Source organism: Pontibacter actiniarum, assembly GCF_003585765.1.
Classification (GTDB): Bacteria; Bacteroidota; Bacteroidia; order Cytophagales; family Hymenobacteraceae; genus Pontibacter; species Pontibacter actiniarum.
In genome coordinates this window covers 4,647,981-4,666,413 of sequence record NZ_CP021235.1, presented here as the reverse complement: position 1 = coordinate 4,666,413, position 18,433 = coordinate 4,647,981, and the positions used below count along the sequence as shown (strand labels likewise).

At 51.0% G+C, this 18,433-nt stretch carries 13 protein-coding genes; 10 read left to right on the top strand and 3 right to left on the bottom strand.

Annotated features, from left to right (window positions below; translation table 11 throughout):
• Window positions 1-42: 42 nt before the first annotated feature.
• Both CA264_RS20260 and CA264_RS20255 read right to left on the bottom strand, forming a co-directional pair.
• Entirely contained in the window at window positions 43-1,290 is a 1,248-nt protein-coding gene (locus CA264_RS20260; RefSeq protein WP_025609234.1) for a sensor histidine kinase, read from the bottom strand.
• On the bottom strand, window positions 1,287-1,964 hold the full coding sequence (locus CA264_RS20255) for a response regulator transcription factor (protein ID WP_025609233.1): 678 nt from the start codon (window positions 1,962-1,964) through the stop codon (window positions 1,287-1,289). Before CA264_RS20255 ends, CA264_RS20260 begins: the two co-directional genes overlap by 4 nt.
• 330 nt (window positions 1,965-2,294) lie before the next feature.
• Here CA264_RS20255 and CA264_RS20250 point away from each other — a divergent pair, with 330 nt between their 5' ends.
• From CA264_RS20250 to CA264_RS20210, 9 genes are all read left to right on the top strand, one after another.
• Window positions 2,295-3,824 (top strand): hypothetical protein, encoded by a 1,530-nt coding sequence (locus CA264_RS20250; protein ID WP_025609232.1) that lies wholly within the window; start codon window positions 2,295-2,297, stop codon window positions 3,822-3,824.
• A 128-nt stretch (window positions 3,825-3,952) separates the two neighbouring features.
• The gene (locus tag CA264_RS20245; protein WP_025609231.1) at window positions 3,953-5,014 is read left to right on the top strand and encodes an NAD-dependent epimerase/dehydratase family protein; all 1,062 of its coding nucleotides are present in this window, start codon (window positions 3,953-3,955) and stop codon (window positions 5,012-5,014) included.
• A gap of 69 nt (window positions 5,015-5,083) precedes the next feature.
• On the top strand, window positions 5,084-5,827 hold the full coding sequence (locus CA264_RS20240) for a glycosyltransferase (RefSeq protein WP_025609230.1): 744 nt from the start codon (window positions 5,084-5,086) through the stop codon (window positions 5,825-5,827).
• Window positions 5,814-6,473, top strand: coding sequence for a lipid-A-disaccharide synthase N-terminal domain-containing protein (locus CA264_RS20235; protein ID WP_025609229.1), 660 nt, complete (start codon window positions 5,814-5,816; stop codon window positions 6,471-6,473). Before CA264_RS20240 ends, CA264_RS20235 begins: the two co-directional genes overlap by 14 nt.
• Before the next feature lies 1 nt (window position 6,474).
• Window positions 6,475-8,109, top strand: coding sequence for an ArnT family glycosyltransferase (locus CA264_RS20230; RefSeq protein ID WP_025609227.1), 1,635 nt, complete (start codon window positions 6,475-6,477; stop codon window positions 8,107-8,109).
• Window positions 8,110-8,114: 5 nt separating this feature from the next.
• The gene (locus tag CA264_RS20225; RefSeq protein ID WP_025609226.1) at window positions 8,115-9,800 is read left to right on the top strand and encodes an ArnT family glycosyltransferase; all 1,686 of its coding nucleotides are present in this window, start codon (window positions 8,115-8,117) and stop codon (window positions 9,798-9,800) included.
• Between the two features lie 338 nt (window positions 9,801-10,138).
• A complete protein-coding gene (locus CA264_RS20220) occupies window positions 10,139-11,395 on the top strand; it encodes a TolC family protein (RefSeq protein WP_162912101.1) in 1,257 nt (418 codons plus the stop codon).
• A gap of 2 nt (window positions 11,396-11,397) precedes the next feature.
• Window positions 11,398-12,576, top strand: a complete 1,179-nt coding sequence (locus CA264_RS20215; RefSeq protein WP_036777641.1) for an efflux RND transporter periplasmic adaptor subunit — start codon at window positions 11,398-11,400, stop codon at window positions 12,574-12,576.
• Window positions 12,573-15,650: an efflux RND transporter permease subunit gene (locus CA264_RS20210; RefSeq protein WP_211233416.1), complete on the top strand. Its 3,078-nt coding sequence runs from the start codon at window positions 12,573-12,575 to the stop codon at window positions 15,648-15,650. The genes CA264_RS20215 and CA264_RS20210 overlap by 4 nt, the downstream gene beginning before the upstream one ends.
• A gap of 265 nt (window positions 15,651-15,915) precedes the next feature.
• Here the strand turns inward: CA264_RS20210 and CA264_RS20205 are convergent, their stop codons facing one another.
• A complete protein-coding gene (locus CA264_RS20205) occupies window positions 15,916-17,238 on the bottom strand; it encodes a site-specific integrase (protein WP_025609222.1) in 1,323 nt (440 codons plus the stop codon).
• Window positions 17,239-17,550: 312 nt separating this feature from the next.
• On the opposite strand from CA264_RS20205, the gene CA264_RS20200 reads away from it, so the two are divergent.
• On the top strand, window positions 17,551-18,432 hold the full coding sequence (locus CA264_RS20200) for a hypothetical protein (protein ID WP_025609221.1): 882 nt from the start codon (window positions 17,551-17,553) through the stop codon (window positions 18,430-18,432).
• The last annotated feature ends 1 nt before the right edge of the window (window position 18,433 follow it).

The following is an 18,433-nucleotide window of genomic DNA, read 5'->3' as shown; positions in this document are numbered from 1 at the left end:
CGCTTAATACTGACTATTTGATTAAGTGCCGAAAGTAGCCACTTAAAAAAGTATTAATAGGATATGGGTATTGTCTTCAGCCTGATACTGCACTTGCCAACCATACAGGTTACAGACAGAGCGCACAATGGCTAAGCCCAAGCCCAGGGAAGAGGAAGAAGGGTTGGCTTTATGGAAGCGCTCGAACAGCTTAGCGGGTGATCCTTTTAGCGGCACGCCGCTATTTTTGACGGTGAGGGAGCGGGCCGTCACCATAACCTCTATAAATCCTTTTCTGACGTTGTGCCTGATGGCGTTGCTTAACAGGTTGGAGATAAGCATATCAACCAAAGCGGGATTAGATAGCACGGTTAATGTGCCTTGTTGGTTCACATGTACCTGCAACCCTTTGTCCCTCACAAAGTCATCCAGCTGGCTGATTTGCCTACCTATCAAATCATTGATATTGATTAACTCAGTGTTTTTGAACTGCTGGTTTTCAATTTTGGTGAGTAGTAGTAGCGTTTGGTTTAGTTTAGACAATTTTTGGGCGGCTACATAAGCTGATTGTATATGGTTAGCCTGCTGCTCGCTGAGCGCCGGATCCTGCAGCAGTTCGTCCAGTCTGGCCTGTATGATAGCCAAGGGGGTTTGTGTCTCATGAGAGGCATTCTCGGAGAACTCCTTGAGCGCCCTGAAATCTGAGCGTGCCTTCTCTGTCAGCTTTCCAATAGCTGCATTCAGCTCTGAGAATTCAAGTATAGAGCTGTCTTCGAGCTTGAGTGGCGTGTTTTGATGAACTGAAAATCCTTTTAGGGTCGCAAGGCTTCGATAAAAAGCGCTCCAGAGCTGATGAAAGAAGATCCTGTTCATCAATACCGTGAACATAAGCAGGAGCACCATGACGATAGCCATGGAGAGACCAATGGTAGACATGTATTCTACCGGCTCTACGATCATCTGCCTCAACACGATACGGTACGAGTGTCCGCTTATATTCCGGACAGAGGACACCTGGAGAAAAGCTTCCAGTTCGTTTTCAACATTATCGAAAGCGATGGTGTCCTTTACTGTTATACTTTCCTGTATAGGTCGGTTTAGCTTACTAACCTCCAACACCGGTGGAAGATTGATGATATGCTGACCGTGTCGCAGCTGCTCGGCAATGCGGCGCTCATTGCCGAGCAGCTGTTCGGTGGCCTCTTGCTCAATGATGTCCGTCAGAAGCCCATAGAGTAACCCTCCCGCGATCAGGAACAGGAGCGAAGTAAACAGTATATAAGAGCGTGTCGCTTTTTGTAGCAGCCTCATGTGGAGGAGAATTTATACCCAACGCCGTAAACCGTGTGGAGGTAGTCTGTCCCCCCTGCCTGCACGATCTTTCGGCGCAGGTTCTTTATGTGTGAGTAAATGAAGTCAAAGTTATCCGCTGAGTCTGCGTGGTCTCCCCAACTGTGCTCTGCGATGGCCTCTCTGGTGAGCACGCGGTTTTTGTTTGTGACAAAGTAGAGGAGCAAGTCGTACTCCTTTTTGGTTAACTCCAGCAGATTGCCGTTTACTTTCACCTGCATGGCATCAGGCAGCACCTCGATTTCGTTAAACACGACAGTAGCACTTCCCTTAAACTGCCTGCGGCGGATGATGGCATTGATACGGGAGTTTAATTCAGCAAGAAAAAAAGGCTTGGTGATGTAATCATCAGCTCCCAGGTCCAAGCCTGTAAGCCGGTCATCCAGGGAGTTCCTGGCCGAGACTATCAAAACGCCTGTGTCAGGATAGAGCGCTTTTAACTTATGTAATAAGTCCAGCCCGTTTCCATCTGGGAGTGTCAGGTCTAAAATCACGACATCGTATTGATGCGTGGCTATCTTGTCCTCGGCAGCCAGGTAGGATGGGGCCTCCTCGCATAAGTAGCCCTCTTTGCGCAAATAATTGGAGGTTGTATTGAGAAGGTTTACCTCGTCCTCAACAAGCAGTATTTTCATTTAGATGAATTTGAGAGTAAAGTTCCATACCAAATCTGGAGAAATTCTGCCCGCGACGAGGTGTAGCCCTGCTTAAATAGTTTTCATCCTGAATGACCAGCCAATTCAGGATGTCTACAGATTTGCCTTTTATTTTCACCTGTTACACAAGGCACCAGTAATGTGAGCACCGTTCCAAAGATACATGCTGCTAATGACATGACAAGACCTAATCTGTTTGAGTTAATTATGCTATTTTTAAATCGTCTGAGAGTAATTCAACTGTTATTTGTGTGCTTACTCCTACAGAGTTGCGGCCCACGTTTTAGTCATACGGTGCAGCAAGTGTCGTTGGTAACTACACCTGCGAGGGCTTCGCCGGACTTTACGGATAGTACGATTACGCTGGCGGCAGGCAAGCGGTATGCCCGTAGCGGCCTTCATGAATGGCTCTATGGAAAACACTACCGCACAGCTTGGACAACACCGGTGCCAGTACAGGTGCTCGACCTGGGCAAAGCGAAAGGCGGGCTCAGCGCTTTGGAGATGGGCGGAAGCCGCCAAACCATTAACCTGCACCTTGCCGATTCAGCAGGAAACGAGTATGTGCTTCGCTCCATTGATAAGGAACCGGCCAGCTCCTTGCCGCAAAAATGGCAGCAGTCCTATGTGGCGGACGTTGTCCGGGATGCCACCTCTGCCACGCACCCCTATGCGGCCCTTACGATTCCAACCATGGCCAAAGCCATAGGCATTTACTACCTGGAGCCGGAGTTGGTGTATGTGCCCCATGACCCCCGGTTAAGGACGTATATGGACAAAGTGGGCGGTATGATGGCGCTGCTGGAGAAACACCCCTCCGGTGACCAGCGCCTGGAGCCGGGTATGGGCTACGCACCAGAAGTGGAAAATACGCGCCATATGCTGGAAGATCGCCTGGAGGACAATGACACCCGTATCGACGCCAGGCATTTCCTGCGCAGCCGCCTGTTTGACATGCTGCTAGGGGACTGGAGCCGGCATGAGGATAACTGGCGCTGGGCAGAGTATGACGAAGGGAAGGGCAAAACCTACAGGGGCATTCCCCGCGACCGCGACAATGTATTCTATAAACTCAAAGACGGGCCAATTCCCTGGCTCCTGACCAGCCTCGGACTAAAGCCCCACTTCCAGACCTACCGGGAGGAAATCACCCCTGCCCAGGTCGTGAAGCTGAACAGGAGCGGCCGCAACCTGGACGAACTGATACTGGTGAGCCTGTCGCAGCAGGACTGGCTGCAGGTGGCTGACACGGTGCAGCTGCTCCTGACAGACGAAGTTATCGAGAAGGCCTTCCGGGCCATGCCGGATACTGTTTACAGCTTAACCGCCGGCCCCTTGATGGCCAAGCTAAAAGCGCGCAGGCAGGCGCTGCCGCAAATAGCCACTGCTTATTACAAAGAGTTGATGCAGGAGGTGACCTTGGTTGGAAGTGACAAGCACGAGCGGTTTGAGCTGCATAGTGTAAGCCCGGACGAGCTACAGGTAAAGATTTACAAGACTAGTAAGGAAGGTAAGGTTGACAAACTGTTGCTGGAGCGCACCTTTTTCTCACACGAAACAAAGCAGATTGACTTTTATGGCTTGGATGGCAACGACAACTTCCTTGTTACGGGAGAGCACCAGCCGGCCATCGAGCTGAAGGTTTGGGGCGGTGCTGGCGAGGATATTTACCATGTCCAAAGCAATGGGAGCAAGCTGGGGAAGTCCGTTTATGTCAACGACTCGCAGTATAGAAACACTTATGATCTAGATAAACATACAAGGCTAACCATTGATAATGAAGTGCCAGCGAATAAGTTTGATGCCGCAGGGTGGCTGCTTCGCTACTATCTTGACTGATTTTTATTAAGCCGACTGCTTTACATATAGCAGCATCACTTCTTTCCTCCAAACTTTCTCCAGAATCTGGCAGTTCTTTTATTTTTTAATTCTATTTCGAAATATTTAGACTTTACGAGATATAGTAAATGTGGCATAAGCATAAAGTTTTGGTGACAGGGAGCGCAGGCTTTATAGGGCATCACCTGATGCTGGCGCTTCGTGGTCCTGGAGGCAGCATTGTTGGCTTAGACTTACTTAATGAGTATTATGACCCTGCGCTGAAGTACGGCCGGCTGGCGCTTCAAGGCTTCAGCAAAACCCATATTAAATACAATACCTTGGTCCACAGTGATGAGGATGAAGCAATGAGTTTCATACAACTTGACCTCGTGGATGAGAAAGCCTTAGATGACTTGTTTCGGGAACAGCAGTTCGACATCGTGGTAAACCTGGCCGCACAGGCGGGTGTCCGTTACAGTTTAGAACACCCGCAGTCCTACGTGGCCAGTAACCTGGTGGGGTTCGCCAATCTGCTGGAGGCATGCCGCAAATATCCAATTAAGCATTTTCTATTCGCCTCCTCCAGTTCGGTTTATGGTCTGAACCATGAGGTACCATTTGCAACGAAGCATAACACTAACTTACCTGTTTCGTTTTACGCTGCCACCAAGAAAGCGAATGAGGTAATGGCCCATAGTTATTCCCACCTGTATAACTTACCTGTCTCCGGGCTTCGCTTCTTTACGGTATATGGCCCCTGGGGCCGGCCGGACATGGCTTATTTCAGCTTTGCCCGGGCTATTATGGAAGGCACCCCAATCAGGATATTCAACAACGGGGAGATGTACCGCGACTTTACCTTTATTTCGGATGTGGTGGAAGGCATCGTGCGCCTACTGTTTGTGGCACCAAAAGCCGGAACCACAGTTGGAAGTACAGCCCCGTATACGATATACAACATTGGCAACAGCAGCCCAGAGCACCTGCTGGAGATGGTGGCCATACTGGAGCGCCTCTTACACAAAAAAGGGACGCTGGATCTGCAGCCCATGCAGCCAGGGGATGTGCCCATCACCTTTGCCGATACCCAGGAGTTGACGGCCACGACAGGGTTCAAACCCTCCATTGCTCTGGAAGATGGGCTGTCTCATTTTGTAGATTGGTTTAAGACCTATTACCGGGAGCAGTATCAGTATGCAAAAACTTAAAAAAAGCGCTGGGATAGCAGGGACCGGAAGTTCAGCAACCTAAAAGAAATAAGCATCAACACACATAAAATGAGAGAAGAGCTTACCATTATCGTACCTGTTTACAATGAAGAAGGCTGCCTGGCACGACTCTGCGAGGCCATGGACGCCTTTCTGCGGCAATCGCCCATGCCCACCCAGGTGCTGTTCGTGAATGACGGCTCCACGGACAGCAGCCTGCCCCAGATACGCGAGATCTGCTCCAGCAGACCCGGCTACAGTTTCATTTCTTTAGACCGCAACCGCGGGCTGAGCACCGCCATAAAAGCAGGCATCGACCATATACAGAGCTCCTATATCGGCTACATTGACTCCGACCTGCAGACTTCTCCTTTGGATTTCCTGCTGTTCTTCGAGTTTCTGCCGGAGTACCAGATGGTAAACGGCATCCGGGCCAGGCGCAAGGATACGTTTGTGAAGAAGATGTCCTCTAAAATAGCCAACGGGTTCCGGAGGTATATGATCAATGATGGCATTGTGGACACTGGGTGTCCGTTGAAAATAATGGATGCCGCCTATGCCAAACGCGTTCCTTTCTTTGACGGGATGCACCGCTTCCTTCCCGCGCTCATACAACTGCAGGGCGGCAAGGTAAAGCAGTTGCCCGTGCAGCACTTCGAACGCTTTGCCGGCTACTCCAAATACCACCTGTTCAACCGCCTGTGGGGCCCACTGAACGATACCTTTGCCTTTAGGTGGATGCGCAAGCGCTATATACGGTACCAAATTGCCGAGGAGTTCGAAAATCAGCCTGTCACGAATGGACGTATCTGAACTCTCCATATACGGTGTTGGGCTACTGGCACAGGCGCTGTTCTCGGCGCGAATTCTCATCCAGTGGATTACATCCGAGAAAGCGGGCAGGGTGCTTTCCCCAGCTTCCTTCTGGACCACTAGTATAATCGCCTCCATGCTGCTGATGGCCTATGGGGCGCTCCGCAATGACATCGTGATCGTGGGTGGGCAGCTTGTCTCTTACTTTATCTACCTGCGCAACATTAAACTCAAGAACGTGTGGGAAGAGCTGGCCTGGCCTTTTCGGTGGGGGGCATTGATGTTCCCGTTTGCCGCTACTGGCTGGCTGCTTTGGAGTGATACTTACAGCTTCAGTTATATCCTGGAGCACAGTAAAATCTCGGGTGCCCTCATTGCATGGGGCGGAGCCGGGCAGGTAGTGTTCACGCTGCGCTTTGTGTACCAGTGGTGGCATTCGGAGCGCGTGCAGGAGTCCGTAATCCCAATCGGTTTTTGGGTCATTAGTCTGGTGGGCAGCCTCATGATCATCTCCTACGCTGTACTTCGCCTGGACCCGGTGCTTTTCCTGGGGCAGATGTTCGGAGTAGTGGCCTACAGCCGGAACTTTATACTTGGGCTGCGTGAACAACGGTCAGCCCGGAAAACCAGTCCGTACCACACCTGATATGCTGAAAGATGAAGGCCTATACAGCACCTCCGCAGCTTTGGTCTTGCTGTTGGTATTTCTGACTGTACTCCTCTATAACCTGGGTGGCTGGGGCGTGCTTGAGACGAGCGAGGCCCGCTATGCTGAGATTAGCCGCGAATTGCTCCTAAGCAAGGATTGGCTTCACCCACGGCTGCTGGGCATTCAGCATTTCCATAAACCGCCGCTTACCTACATGATTTCTGCCGCAGGCATGGCCTTATTTGGCATAGGGGAGTTCGGTGCCCGCTTCTTTCTACAGGTATCACTGGTGCTGCAGGCTTTTCTGGTGTACCAGATTGCCCTTGAGCTGTATAAAGAGAAACGGATGGCTTTCACAGCCATGGTCATTTACATTACCATCCCGGCCGTACTCCTGTCTGCACGCAACCTCACCACCGACTCGTTCCTGACAACGTTTGAGCTGCTGGCGATCTGGGCATGGATCCGATATACTGTAGTCCCGAAAGCGGGTTGGCTATACCTTTTCTATACTTCCCTGGCGCTCGCCTTCCTGACGAAAGGGCCTGTAGGGCTCATTTTTCCACTACTCCTAGTGGTTGGCTATAGGGCAAAGGGCCACTTCACTTCCAGATCAAACATTCCGCACCATGTGGCGTCTTTGCTGTTGTTTTTTATACTGGGTGCTTCCTGGTATGGATACCTGATGTGGCAGGACCAGCGGTTTGTGGATTACTTCCTGTTTAAGCACACGGTGCAGCGTTACGCAAACCCGGCAACCTTTGGCCGCTCCCAGCCGTGGTGGTTTTACCTGGTGCTGGCCCCGGCACTAAGCCTGCCCTGGTCCGCCGTTGCTTTACTCAACCTGAGAAGGCTGAAAACCCTGCCCGGTCAGTTGCGGCGCCTGTTTATATGCTGGCTGCTGGTGCCATTGCTGTTTTTCTCCCTCTCAGGCTCCAAGCTCATTCTTTACATCCTGCCTTTATTTTCCGGTCTGGCCCTGCTGGTAACGTGGGTGCTGCACACGTTACCGTCCCCTGCGGTGCGCCGTGTATTAATTGCCTCCTTTGCTTACTTTGGAGTCTTAGCTGTGGTATTAACCTTGGCACCCCTGTTGCCTTTTGGTTTAAATATTCCGGTTTGGGTACTTGCTTTCCCTTTGCTCACCCTTGGCAGCCTTTTTATGATTTGGCGCCGAAGGAGGATAGGTGAGCTTACTTGGTTACTGTTTATGCCCTTGATATTCACTGTTTTTTTGGTGCTGTATGCCACACACCTGATGGGCGCTAACCCTGACTTGGTAAACAGTACCGCTAACTTAGCAGGCGTATTGAGGGAAGAGCGGATGCAAGGGAAAACCGTGGTGGTATACGATCAGCTGCTTCCCTCCCTTGCATTCGCTCTTAACCGGAGCCTTATCACCATCCACGACGACAGCAAAAGCCTGGAGCGGGAAACACAGTTCGAAGCTGACGAGGCATGGCGAGATAATTTGTTGCAGCTAAGCAGGCCCGAGGATTTGGCCAGGCTGCCTCGCATATTGAACGGCAACACCGTATTGGTTGTGAAAGGGGACCTACCGGCAGAAAAACTCTGGCTGAAAGGCAGTTTTGAGCATAGCGTGAAGGTTGGGAAGTGGGTCTTGTACTATTAAAGCACATGGCATTGCAAGTTAAATTCTCGATAAGCAATTTGGCTGTAGGCCGCCGCTGGTTTCAGCATACCCATACACAGTTGCTGTTGCTGTTTCTTCTTGTGGGGCTTACTTATTTTCCCCAACTGGGGAAGCAAGGGCCAAGCCTGATGGAGGCCCGGAATTTTATATCTGCCCGCGAAATGGTGGAGGATGGGAACTGGCTGGTGCCTACCCTGAACGGAGAGGTGCGCTTGGCCAAACCGCCGCTCCCTACCTGGCTGACGGCAGTTTCAGGCATGGCAGCCGGCGATATAGGAAATCTGGTCGCGTTGCGTTTCCCGGCTGCCGTCATGTCAGCGCTCATGGTTTTTTTTCTTTATTTTCTTGGGCGCCAGTTGACCCGCGATAAGTTGACTCCCTTTCTGGCGGCGGCGGTTTTAGCCAGTTCGTTTGGCCTGTTTAACATTGGGCGTGAAGGCTCCTGGGATGTGTACTGCCATAGTTTCATGCTGGGTGCGCTCTGGCTTCTGGTAAAGGGGCTGCGAAAAGAGGGGGACAGTTATAGTATGTTCGCCCTTTGCGGTCTGCTGATGGGCTGCTCCTTTTTGAGCAAGGGGCCCGTGGCATTTTACGCTATGCTGCTTCCTTTTTTAGTGAGCTACCTCTATTGTTTCGGTCGCAGTGGTTTTTGGGTGAAGCGCAAAAGGCTTGTACTTACCTTTGGCGTTGCTTTGCTCTTGAGTTTAGCCTGGCCTGTTTTTATTTTCATGGTTGAACCGGAGGCGCTTGCCAGAAACGTGTCCAACGAGAGTGCTGCCTGGGTGAACAGGCACGTAAAGCCGTTCTGGTATTACTGGGGGTTTTGGTCTCAAACCGGAGCCTGGGCATTGTTTACGCTAGCCGCCATGTCTGTGTCTTACGCCCGAAAACGCATCAATAGGTATGTAGGCAGTTACACGTTTATATTTGTATGGTTGGTGGTTGCCGTGCTGCTTTTATCTGTCATCCCCGAGAAGAAAGAGCGTTACCTGCTGCCTGCGATCGTTCCGATGGCCTTGCTTACGGGAGGTTATGTACGCTACCTTTTGTCTGGCGTTTGGCGAAGCGTGAACGACAATTGGGCTAAACGCCTTTTGTTATTTAACACAGGTCTGATGCTTGTGGCAGCCATTGGGTTTCCGGTAGCAGCATACTTACTCGCGTATCAAACTGGCATCATCAGCTTATCGTATCAACTCTGCCTTACTGTAAGCAGCCTTATACTTGCTTTATCCCTCTTGATTGCCCTGCTGAAACAGACGGCTACACTCGCTATTGTTACTGTACTGCTGCTCAATAGCCTTGTGCTGGTGTCGGGCTTTCCGCTTTATGAGAAAGTCAGGCACCCGGTCGGCAGTTACAGGAGCCTTGTTCATGTCAGGCATGAAAAGGAAGTTAGCAGTTACCCCTTCTATGCGGTTGATGGTTTACCGATCGTACATCTCTGGGAGGTAGGCAAGCAGGTGGACACACTCCGCATCCAAAACCAGCGACTCCAACTACCCAACGAGCTTCCTGCCGTGGTTTTTTCACCGGTAACGCTTACCCAGGCACATATGGCCGACACCACGGTGTTTGTCAACAAAGTGAATACCTACCATGTTAGCAGGAACAATCCTGAAGAAGTGTACCACATTTATGTGCTAAGCGTAAAAAAGCCATTGAATTGAATAGTATACCCTAAGCTTAGCATAAAAAACAAGGGAAGTAAAGAGGCTTGCCTATAAAGCCAACTATGCGGCGTCATTATTTGGGTAGTATGATTACTATTAAGTGGGTAATCTTCTGAACTCCAGAATTACTACAAATTGAGGGGCTTTATTGTGTTTTGCGGTCAGGTGTTCATAAAACTGCTGAGGCATTTAGGGGTGAGATGTGCAATCCCTTAAATCGATCCCTAATATAACAGGAGGTACAAAATAAAGGGAATGTATGTATGGGCCAAAAGGATAAAAGGTATAATAACGCGGCACGCTGGATAAGTCTGTCTCTGTTGCTAAGCGGCTGCGTGAGTACCTCTGAGTTCGACAGGACCTACATCAACCAGAACATTGAAGCGCAAGCCAGCTTCAATGTTGGGCAACCCACTGCGCCCGGTCAACTCACCCTACCCCAAACGGTGAACATGCAGGATGGCCTTTCGCAGGCTGAGGCAGTTTCCACGGCCTTGTTCAACAACGCGCAGTTTCAGGCTGATTTGATGCGTATTTCCATTGCCCAGGCCGACCTTATCGAGGCCGGGCAGCTGCCCAACCCGCTGCTCAATGTTATCTTCCCGACGGGCACCGATGTGCTGAAAGGCACGCTTAACTTTTCGATGGATGTGCTTTGGCAGCGACCCAATCGTATAAAAGCCAGCCGCCTCGAAACGGAGCGCACCGCCGAAAACCTGGTGGCGCTGGGGATGCGGCTGATCCGGGATGTGAGCCTGGCCTATATAGAGTATACCTTTGCGCAGCAGCGTGCTGTGGTAGGAGCCGAGAGTAGCCGCTTACGCAGCGAAATGGCCAGCATTACCCGCAAAAGCTACCTGGCCGGCGACCTCAGCCAAATGGAATCCGCTATTGCCAACGCCGATTCTCTACGCGCTTTCGATGACCGGCTGCAGTTTGCCATGCAGGAGCAACTCCGTAAAGCCAGATTATACTACCTCATGGGGGTAGATAGTATCAACAGCATGCAATTACAGCCCTTGCCTGCCTCAACGTATCCAAGAATGCAGCTAAATGAACTGATGCCGGTAGCCTTAAGCGCACGGCCTGAAGTGCGCGCCGCTGCCCTTGCCATTGAGTCGAAAGCCAAAAGTTTAGGCTGGGAGAAAGCCAAGGTGGTCAGTTTTATCGGGATACTGAACGCGCGGCGGGAGCATGACGGCAAGCTGGCGCTGGGGCCGGGATTCCAGATGCCCCTCCCTGTGTTCAACTTCAACCGGGGCCGCATTATGCGTGCCCGCGCCGAAATGGAGCAGGCCGCCTACCTGTATGTGGAGGCGAAACGACAGGTGCAACTGGAAGTACAGGAGGCGCTGGCCCAGTACCAGGCCGCCCGGCAAACTGCCGACCTGTGGCAGCTGAACAGGCAACCCATACTCAACACGGCTGACCAGGCGCGGAAGGCTTTTGAAGCAGGGGAGGTTTCCTACTTTTTCTACCTCCAGACGGTGCTGCAGGTAACCGATGTACAGCTGCGGATAGTGGATGCCGATGCCGCCCTGCGTCGCGCCGCCGTGCAACTGAATTATGCTTTAGGACGACAAATGCTCTGATTATGAAGTACACGCCACAATTCATACTACTGCTACCCTGTTTGCTTTTCGCTTGCGGTAAAGCGCCCGAAACAGAAAAAAAAGCGCCTGCAGCGGTATCATCACCGTTAAAAGAATCCGCGCTGACTACGGTTACGTTCACCCCGGAAGCGGAGAAAAATCTCGGCATCAGGACGGTTACGGTGGACAGCCAGGAGGTGACGGGCACGCTGGAAGTTGGTGGCGACGTGCAGGCCGAACCTGGCCAGGCCGCTACCATCACAGCTCCCATGAAAGGCACGCTCGCCTTACAAAAGGGCAGTAAAGTGCCCCAAACCGGCAGCACGGTGAAGAAAGGAGAGGTGTTGTATAGGCTTACCATACTTCCCGCAGAAGGCGACCTTGCCAACAATACCCAGGAACTAGAGATGCGCCGGGTGCAGCTGGAAACAGCCCGCAACAAAGCCAGCCGCATGGAGCAATTGCTTAAAGACGGAGCTGTAAGCGAGCGGGCGAAACAGGAGGCTGATGCCGAACTGGCCGCGGCGCAGAAAGCCTACCGTGATGCCGTTGGCAAACGGGAACTGCTGCAGGGTGGCACCGGACAATCAGCCAATCAATCAGTATTTATTATCAAAGCGCCCCTGGATGGCGTGATACAACAGGTTTATGCAGGCCAGTCGCAAACGGTGGCCGCTGGAGCCCCCTTGCTTGACATTACGGGCCTGACCCCCGTTTGGGTTCGGGTGCCGGTATACATGGGCGACCTCGACAAAATCAACCTAAACCAACCAGCACAGGTGCGCCCCCTTACAGAGAATGGTGGCAGGGCAGTAAGCGAGGCGATGCCCGTGTCCACGCCTGTGGCAAGTGGTTACACAGCAGCCCTCACCGCTATTTTCTACGAAATCAAAAACTCAGACAAATCGTTTTACCCCGGCCAGAAGGTTATGGTAACGCTGCAAACCAAAGGGAAAGCGGATGGTATGGCGGTGCCCTATGCCGCCATTGTGTATGATATAAACGGAGGCGAATGGGTATATGTCCAAACCGGACCGCAGGTATACCAAAGGCAGCGCGTGCAGGTGCAATCCGTAATTGGGCAACAGGCCGTTATCGCCAAGGGGGTGGAGGCAGGCATGAAAGTGGTAACCGATGGCGCGGCCGAGCTGTTCGGAACCGAGTTTGGAGGTGGCAAATGATGCGCTGGCTGGTTTCTACGTCGCTGCAGCTCCGCGTGATTGTGGTAGCGCTGATGCTTGTGCTGTTGTATGCAGGGTATAACAGGCTGAGCAATACGCCTATGGATGTGTTTCCAGAGTTTGCCCCACCCTACGTGGAGGTGCAGACTGAAGCGCCTGGCTTGTCTACGCCGGAGGTGGAAGCGCTTGTAACCATTCCGCTGGAAAATGCCCTAAACGGTACCCCGCAAATGCAGAAGCTGCGCTCCAAGTCGGTACTGGGGCTCTCGTCGGTGGTGCTGTACTTTGAGAAGGGCATTGATGTGATGGAGGCGCGGCAGCATGTGCAGGAGCGCCTTTCGCGTGCGGCGGTTACCCTTCCGGCAGTGGCCCGCCCGCCTGTGATGCTCTCGCCGCTGTCTTCTACCAGCCGCATTCTGAAAGTGGGCGTTTCATCGGAGAAGCTCTCGCAGATGGAATTGACCACCCTTATCCGCTGGAACGTGCGTCCGCGCCTGATGGCCATACCCGGTGTGGCCAACGTGGCCATCTGGGGCCAGCGTGATAAGCAGTACCAGATCCTAATCAATCCTGAAAGGCTGCGCCTTCATAATATGACGATGGCCGAAGTGCAGCAGGCGGCAGCGGGGGCGCTGCAACTGGCCGGTGGTGGTTTCATGGATACGCCGAATCAGCGTCTGGCCATTGCTAATACGCAAAGTATAAACGAGGTGTCGGAGCTGGCGCGCGTGCCTGTCTCTACCAAAAGCGGGAACATCATCCGTTTGGGAGATGTGGCGGATATTACCATCGGCAATCAACCACCCATCGGTGATGCCATCATCAACGACGGACCAGGCCTGCTGCTGATCGTAGAAAAGCAGCCGGGAGCCAACACGCTTGAGGTAACACACAACGTAGAGGCTGCGCTGGAAGCCATGAAACCCGGCTTGCCGGACATGGAACTAGACTCCACGATTTTCCGACCTGCCAGCTTTATCGAAATGTCTCTAGCGCACCTGAACACCGCGTTGCTGCTGGGCTGCCTGCTGGTGGTGCTCGTGCTGGCCTTCTTCCTCTACGACTGGCGCACAGCCCTTATCAGCGTAACGGCGCTACCCTGCTCATTGGTGGGTGCGGCGCTGGTGCTACACTATACTGGCAAAACGCTGGATACCATGGTGCTGGCAGGACTTATTATTGCCTTGGGCGAGGTCGTGGACGATGCCATCATCGACGTGGAGAATATTGCCCGCCGGTTGCGCCTGAACAGATTGTCTGCCGTGCCAGAGCCGGCTTTTAAAGTGGTTTTGGATGCCTCGATGGAGGTGCGCAGCGCGGTGATCTACGGAAGTATGATCGTGGCGCTGGTGCTGCTGCCGGTGTTTATGCTGCCGGGGCTGTCGGGGGCGTTCTTTCAGCCGCTGGCACTATCCTACATTGTGGCGATACTTGTCTCGTTGCTGATCGCCCTGACCCTGACCCCGGCGCTTTCTTTGCTGCTGCTACCTAATGCACCGCTTCGAGAAAAAGAGCCGCCTGCCGCCAGATGGCTCAAAACAAAGTATAGAAGCTTCCTGCCGTCCATGCTGGCGCACCCGAAGCGTATTATAGCCACGCTGGCTATAACCCTGAGTGCCTCCGCCATGGTGGTGCCTTTTCTGGGAGAGGAGTTTTTGCCGCACTTCAAAGAGTATGATTTTCTGATGCACTGGGTCGAGAAGCCAGGGACCTCGCTGGAGGCCATGAAGCGCATCACCGTAAAGGTGAGCAAGGATCTGCGGGGGATTGAGGGCGTGCGCAACTTTGGGGCACATATCGGCCGAGCCGAGGTAGCCGACGAGGTGGTGGGCCCGAACTTCACGGAACTCTGGATCAGCGTGGACCCAAACGTGCCGGACTATGATGCCACCGTGGCCGAGATTCAGCATACCATCGACGGCTACCCCGGGCTTTTTCGGGATGTGCTTACCTACCTGCGTGAACGGATCAAGGAGGTACTCACCGGTACCAGCGCTTCCATTGTCGTGCGCCTTTATGGCCCGGACCTCGACAGGCTCTTCGCAAAAGCCACCGAGATAGGCAACGAGGTGAAGGGCATTGATGGCGTGGTGGACCTGAAAGTGCAGCAGCAAACACGGGTGCCCCAGATACAGGTGAGATTTAAACCTGCCGCCGCGCTGCAGTTTGGCGTGTCGCCGGGCGATGTAACCCGTGCGGTGTCTACCCTGATGCGGGGCACCAAAGTGGGCGAGGTATACCAGGAACAAAAGGTATTTGATGTGGTGGTATGGGGCGAGGTTGCTATCCGCAACGATATTAACGCCTTTCGGAATTTACTGGTGGACGTGCCGAACGGGGCCAAAGTGCCGCTGCGCGATTTGGCAGACATTCAAATAGTGCCGGCGCCCAATGAGATCACCCGCGAGAACTCCTCCCGTAAAATAGACGTGACCTGCAACGTGAAGGGCCGCGACCTGGGCAGCGTGGCCCGCGACATTGAAACTAAGATTGCAACGATGGACTTTGAGCAGGGCTACCACCCCGAGCTGCTGGGCGAGTATGCCGAGCAACGCGAATCCTCGAATACCCTTCTCAGTATTTCGCTTAATTCCATGATCGGTATCTTCCTGGTGCTGTATGCCGACTATAAATCATTTCGGCTGGCCGGGCTGGTGATGGGCAGTTTGCTGTTTGCGCTTACCGGTTGCGTCATCTCGGTTCTGCTGAGCGGAGCCGTTTTGTCGCTGGGTTCGATTGTGGGCTTTGTAACCGTACTGGGCATTGCGGCCCGAAACACGATCATGCTCATCAGTCATTACCGCCACCTGGAGCTAAAGGAAAACATTCCGTTTGGCCAAGAACTGATTTTGCAGGGTGCCCAGGAGCGCATCATGCCCATCATCATGACAGCCCTGACTTCGGTGCTGGCGCTGTTGCCCATCATTGTAACCGGCAACCGTTCCGGTCAGGAGATCGAGTTCCCGATGGCCGTTGTGATTGTTGGCGGGATACTGACCTCAGCCATCCTTAACCTGCTGTTTATGCCTGCGTTATACTTCCATTGGGGCAGAAAAAAGGAAGCTGAAGTCTAAACTGCAGCGCATTTAAAACTTGCACTACCCCTAATCTCTGTGTGACTATTTTACCCTATTTAAAAATATGATGTTAATTCTCCCTTATACTCGCCGCTCCAGAACGGACATACAGAAGGGAAGTGCAGGAAAAGCGAAGGACTGTGCAGATAGCAAATTGAACCATTATCTGTTTATCATAACACAAGTTATGATAAACAGATAAGTCAAAAGCGTAGCACGCTACATTACCTTTAACCTCTTACTTTACATAAGCAATCAAGCTTTATACATCTTTATTATTGTTATCAGCCACTCTAAAATCAGTAAGCCGCGCTGCGAATTGCTTCTTCACATCATCCTCAAAACTATCCAAATAGCTTTCTGTGGTCTTTAAATTAGAGTGCCCCAGAGACTCTGATATCAACTCTATAGGTGCTCCTGCACGTTTCAGAACCGTTGAAAACGAATGACGGGCCGTGTACGTACTTACGTTCTTTTCAATGCCAACCGTGGCGGCAACGCGCTTTATGTATTTGTTTATAGTTTTGGTGGCATGCTGAATCCTTGCCCGCTCCCTTTCCGCTGACAATCCTGGTTCAAGAAAAGGAAACACATAGTCATCACTATAGGTTGGCTTGTTGCCCCATCTCTCGATGATCTCATCAATCTCCGTAGTTCTCATGGCCGTGATGGCCTTAACATTCTGGCGGCTGGTCCGCTCCGTTTTGGCCCTGATAAAGGTTATTTTCTCTTGGTCGAGTTGCTTGTATTTCAGCCGGGCTATATCCTTCACGTTTATCCCGTTGCACAGGTAGGAGAAGATCCACAGGTCCCGCGCACGCCTTTCATTTTCGGTAAAAGGCTCATAGGAGAATATTTTTTCGATGTCTGCCAGCGTCAGGGCCTTCTTCACATTGCGGCCTGAGGGTATCTGGTATTTTCTCTTACCAAACGGGTACAGGTCCATGTTCACCTCCCCTGCCGCTATAGCGTTGTTGTAGATGGCCCGAAGCGCCCGCAGGTAGATGCCGATGGTGGTTATAGAACTGCCGTTCTGAAGCATCCACTTTTCATACCCCGACAGGAATTCAACAGTAATTGAGGCATAAGCCAAGGGCTTCCGTTTCTTCAATAGGTTTTCCTTTTTCTCGATTGCTTTAGCTCTAGACAAACCCTTATTTCTGGATAAAGGCTCCTTCAGCAAGTAAGCCAGCAGTGAGAGGCTCGCGCTCTCATAGCTACTGGCCGTCCCTACCCTGCCTTCCTCAACCAGCCTTTTGACTTGCTGCTCGAAGGCTGCAAAGAGGTCGTTCTTGACGGCAGCGTTCAGATACTTCTTCTCGAAATGCTCAAAGGTAAAGACTTCAAGGTCGCGAATGATACTGATGGCCTTCTGCTCTATTGCCTGAAAAGCTATCTGAAGCTCCTTAAATTTCCCTTTCGGCTTTTCCGTCTGAACTTTTGAAAACTCTGCCTCGCTCAAAGAGTAGCCCGTATTATAGTATTTACGTTGCCTTTGATGAGTAAGCCTTAGCCTTACCGGGAAGGAGCCATCTTTTAAAGCCCTTCGTGTATCCAGCATGATGGAAGTAAGTACAGGTATCATGTGTGTGCAAATAATTTATGTACACACAATTTGCACACAATCCATCAAAAAGTCAACTAAGATAGCTAACCATGACAAAACACAAACTGCTTATTTTGGCTTATAAGGCACATTTAACTAATACATAAAACTAGCAATAAACTGTATCGTTATGACTACGAATCAGAAGGTTAGGGGTTCGACTCCCTTCGCGACCACCTTAAAATCAGCCACTTACAGGTAAAACTGCTAAGTGGCTTTTTTTATTTGCATACATTTCTTGAATTATTTCGCAGTGCCGCTACTAAACTATAAGACACTAATTGCATAAGATTGGCCAAGACTAAAAATAACAAACCTAATGCATCCACTATTGAAGATGGACAAATAGAATCATCATGGCTACCTTACTTCTTCCAAGTTTGGTGGATAATTCCAATTGCGATAATACTAGCTTTCGCTATGGTTATAGTATTTACTAGACCAAGTTTTAGTAGCTTTTTTGATTTCACTCAGACAGGTCCTATTGGAGATACCATTGGAGGAATCACCGCTCCCTTTTTCAATTTACTTGCTGCGATACTCATTTTTATCTCCTTTCGTGCTCAGGTAAAAGCAAATAGCATTCAGTTCATTGCGCTGAAGGAAGAGAGAGAGAAGTCACGAAAGAGTGAGCAACAGCAACAACTTACTCAAGCTTTAAGCAAATTTGAATTCGAATTTAATTCAATTCAATTCTCTTACTTTCTTACAAAACTTACTTTTAATAGGGATGGGCACCCTGAAATCGACCGTTATGAAAGGCAAGATAAAGGAGCAAATGCCTTAAACATAATAAGTAGCATAATTCTAGAAGATGTTAGGACTTGGGAGAATTATAAAAGTGGTTTCACTAATAGCGTTGGCTATCTTGGAAGAAGTGAAGACACGTATTATGATTTTGAATGGGGGGTTCTAGAAAACTCTCTCAGAGAGGTGACATATGTATATTCAATACTTGCAACACTCATTGAGAACCTAAATAATTACGAATTTAACGATAGAGTATACTACTTTAATCAAACCAGAGCTTTTCTTGCTTCTAAGGCGGTTGCAGAAATGGCTGGTTTACTGGAAGCGTTGGAAAAGGCAAATAGGTACGAAGATTTTGCTCAAGAGTATCGTACTCAACTATCATCTGCATTGAGATTCTTAAACATAAATAGAAGCATTTGAT

What these genes read in the sequence shown, in the direction of transcription:
- CA264_RS20260 (WP_025609234.1), bottom strand. Translation starts at nt 1,290, where the DNA reads ATGAGGCTGCTACAAAAAGCGACACGCTCTTATATACTGTTTACTTCG.
- CA264_RS20255 (WP_025609233.1), bottom strand. Translation starts at nt 1,964, where the DNA reads ATGAAAATACTGCTTGTTGAGGACGAGGTAAACCTTCTCAATACAACC.
- CA264_RS20245 (WP_025609231.1), top strand. Translation starts at nt 3,953, where the DNA reads ATGTGGCATAAGCATAAAGTTTTGGTGACAGGGAGCGCAGGCTTTATA.
- CA264_RS20240 (WP_025609230.1), top strand. Translation starts at nt 5,084, where the DNA reads ATGAGAGAAGAGCTTACCATTATCGTACCTGTTTACAATGAAGAAGGC.
- CA264_RS20235 (WP_025609229.1), top strand. Translation starts at nt 5,814, where the DNA reads ATGGACGTATCTGAACTCTCCATATACGGTGTTGGGCTACTGGCACAG.
- CA264_RS20230 (WP_025609227.1), top strand. Translation starts at nt 6,475, where the DNA reads ATGCTGAAAGATGAAGGCCTATACAGCACCTCCGCAGCTTTGGTCTTG.
- CA264_RS20225 (WP_025609226.1), top strand. Translation starts at nt 8,115, where the DNA reads ATGGCATTGCAAGTTAAATTCTCGATAAGCAATTTGGCTGTAGGCCGC.
- CA264_RS20215 (WP_036777641.1), top strand. Translation starts at nt 11,398, where the DNA reads ATGAAGTACACGCCACAATTCATACTACTGCTACCCTGTTTGCTTTTC.
- CA264_RS20210 (WP_211233416.1), top strand. Translation starts at nt 12,573, where the DNA reads ATGATGCGCTGGCTGGTTTCTACGTCGCTGCAGCTCCGCGTGATTGTG.
- CA264_RS20205 (WP_025609222.1), bottom strand. Translation starts at nt 17,238, where the DNA reads ATGATACCTGTACTTACTTCCATCATGCTGGATACACGAAGGGCTTTA.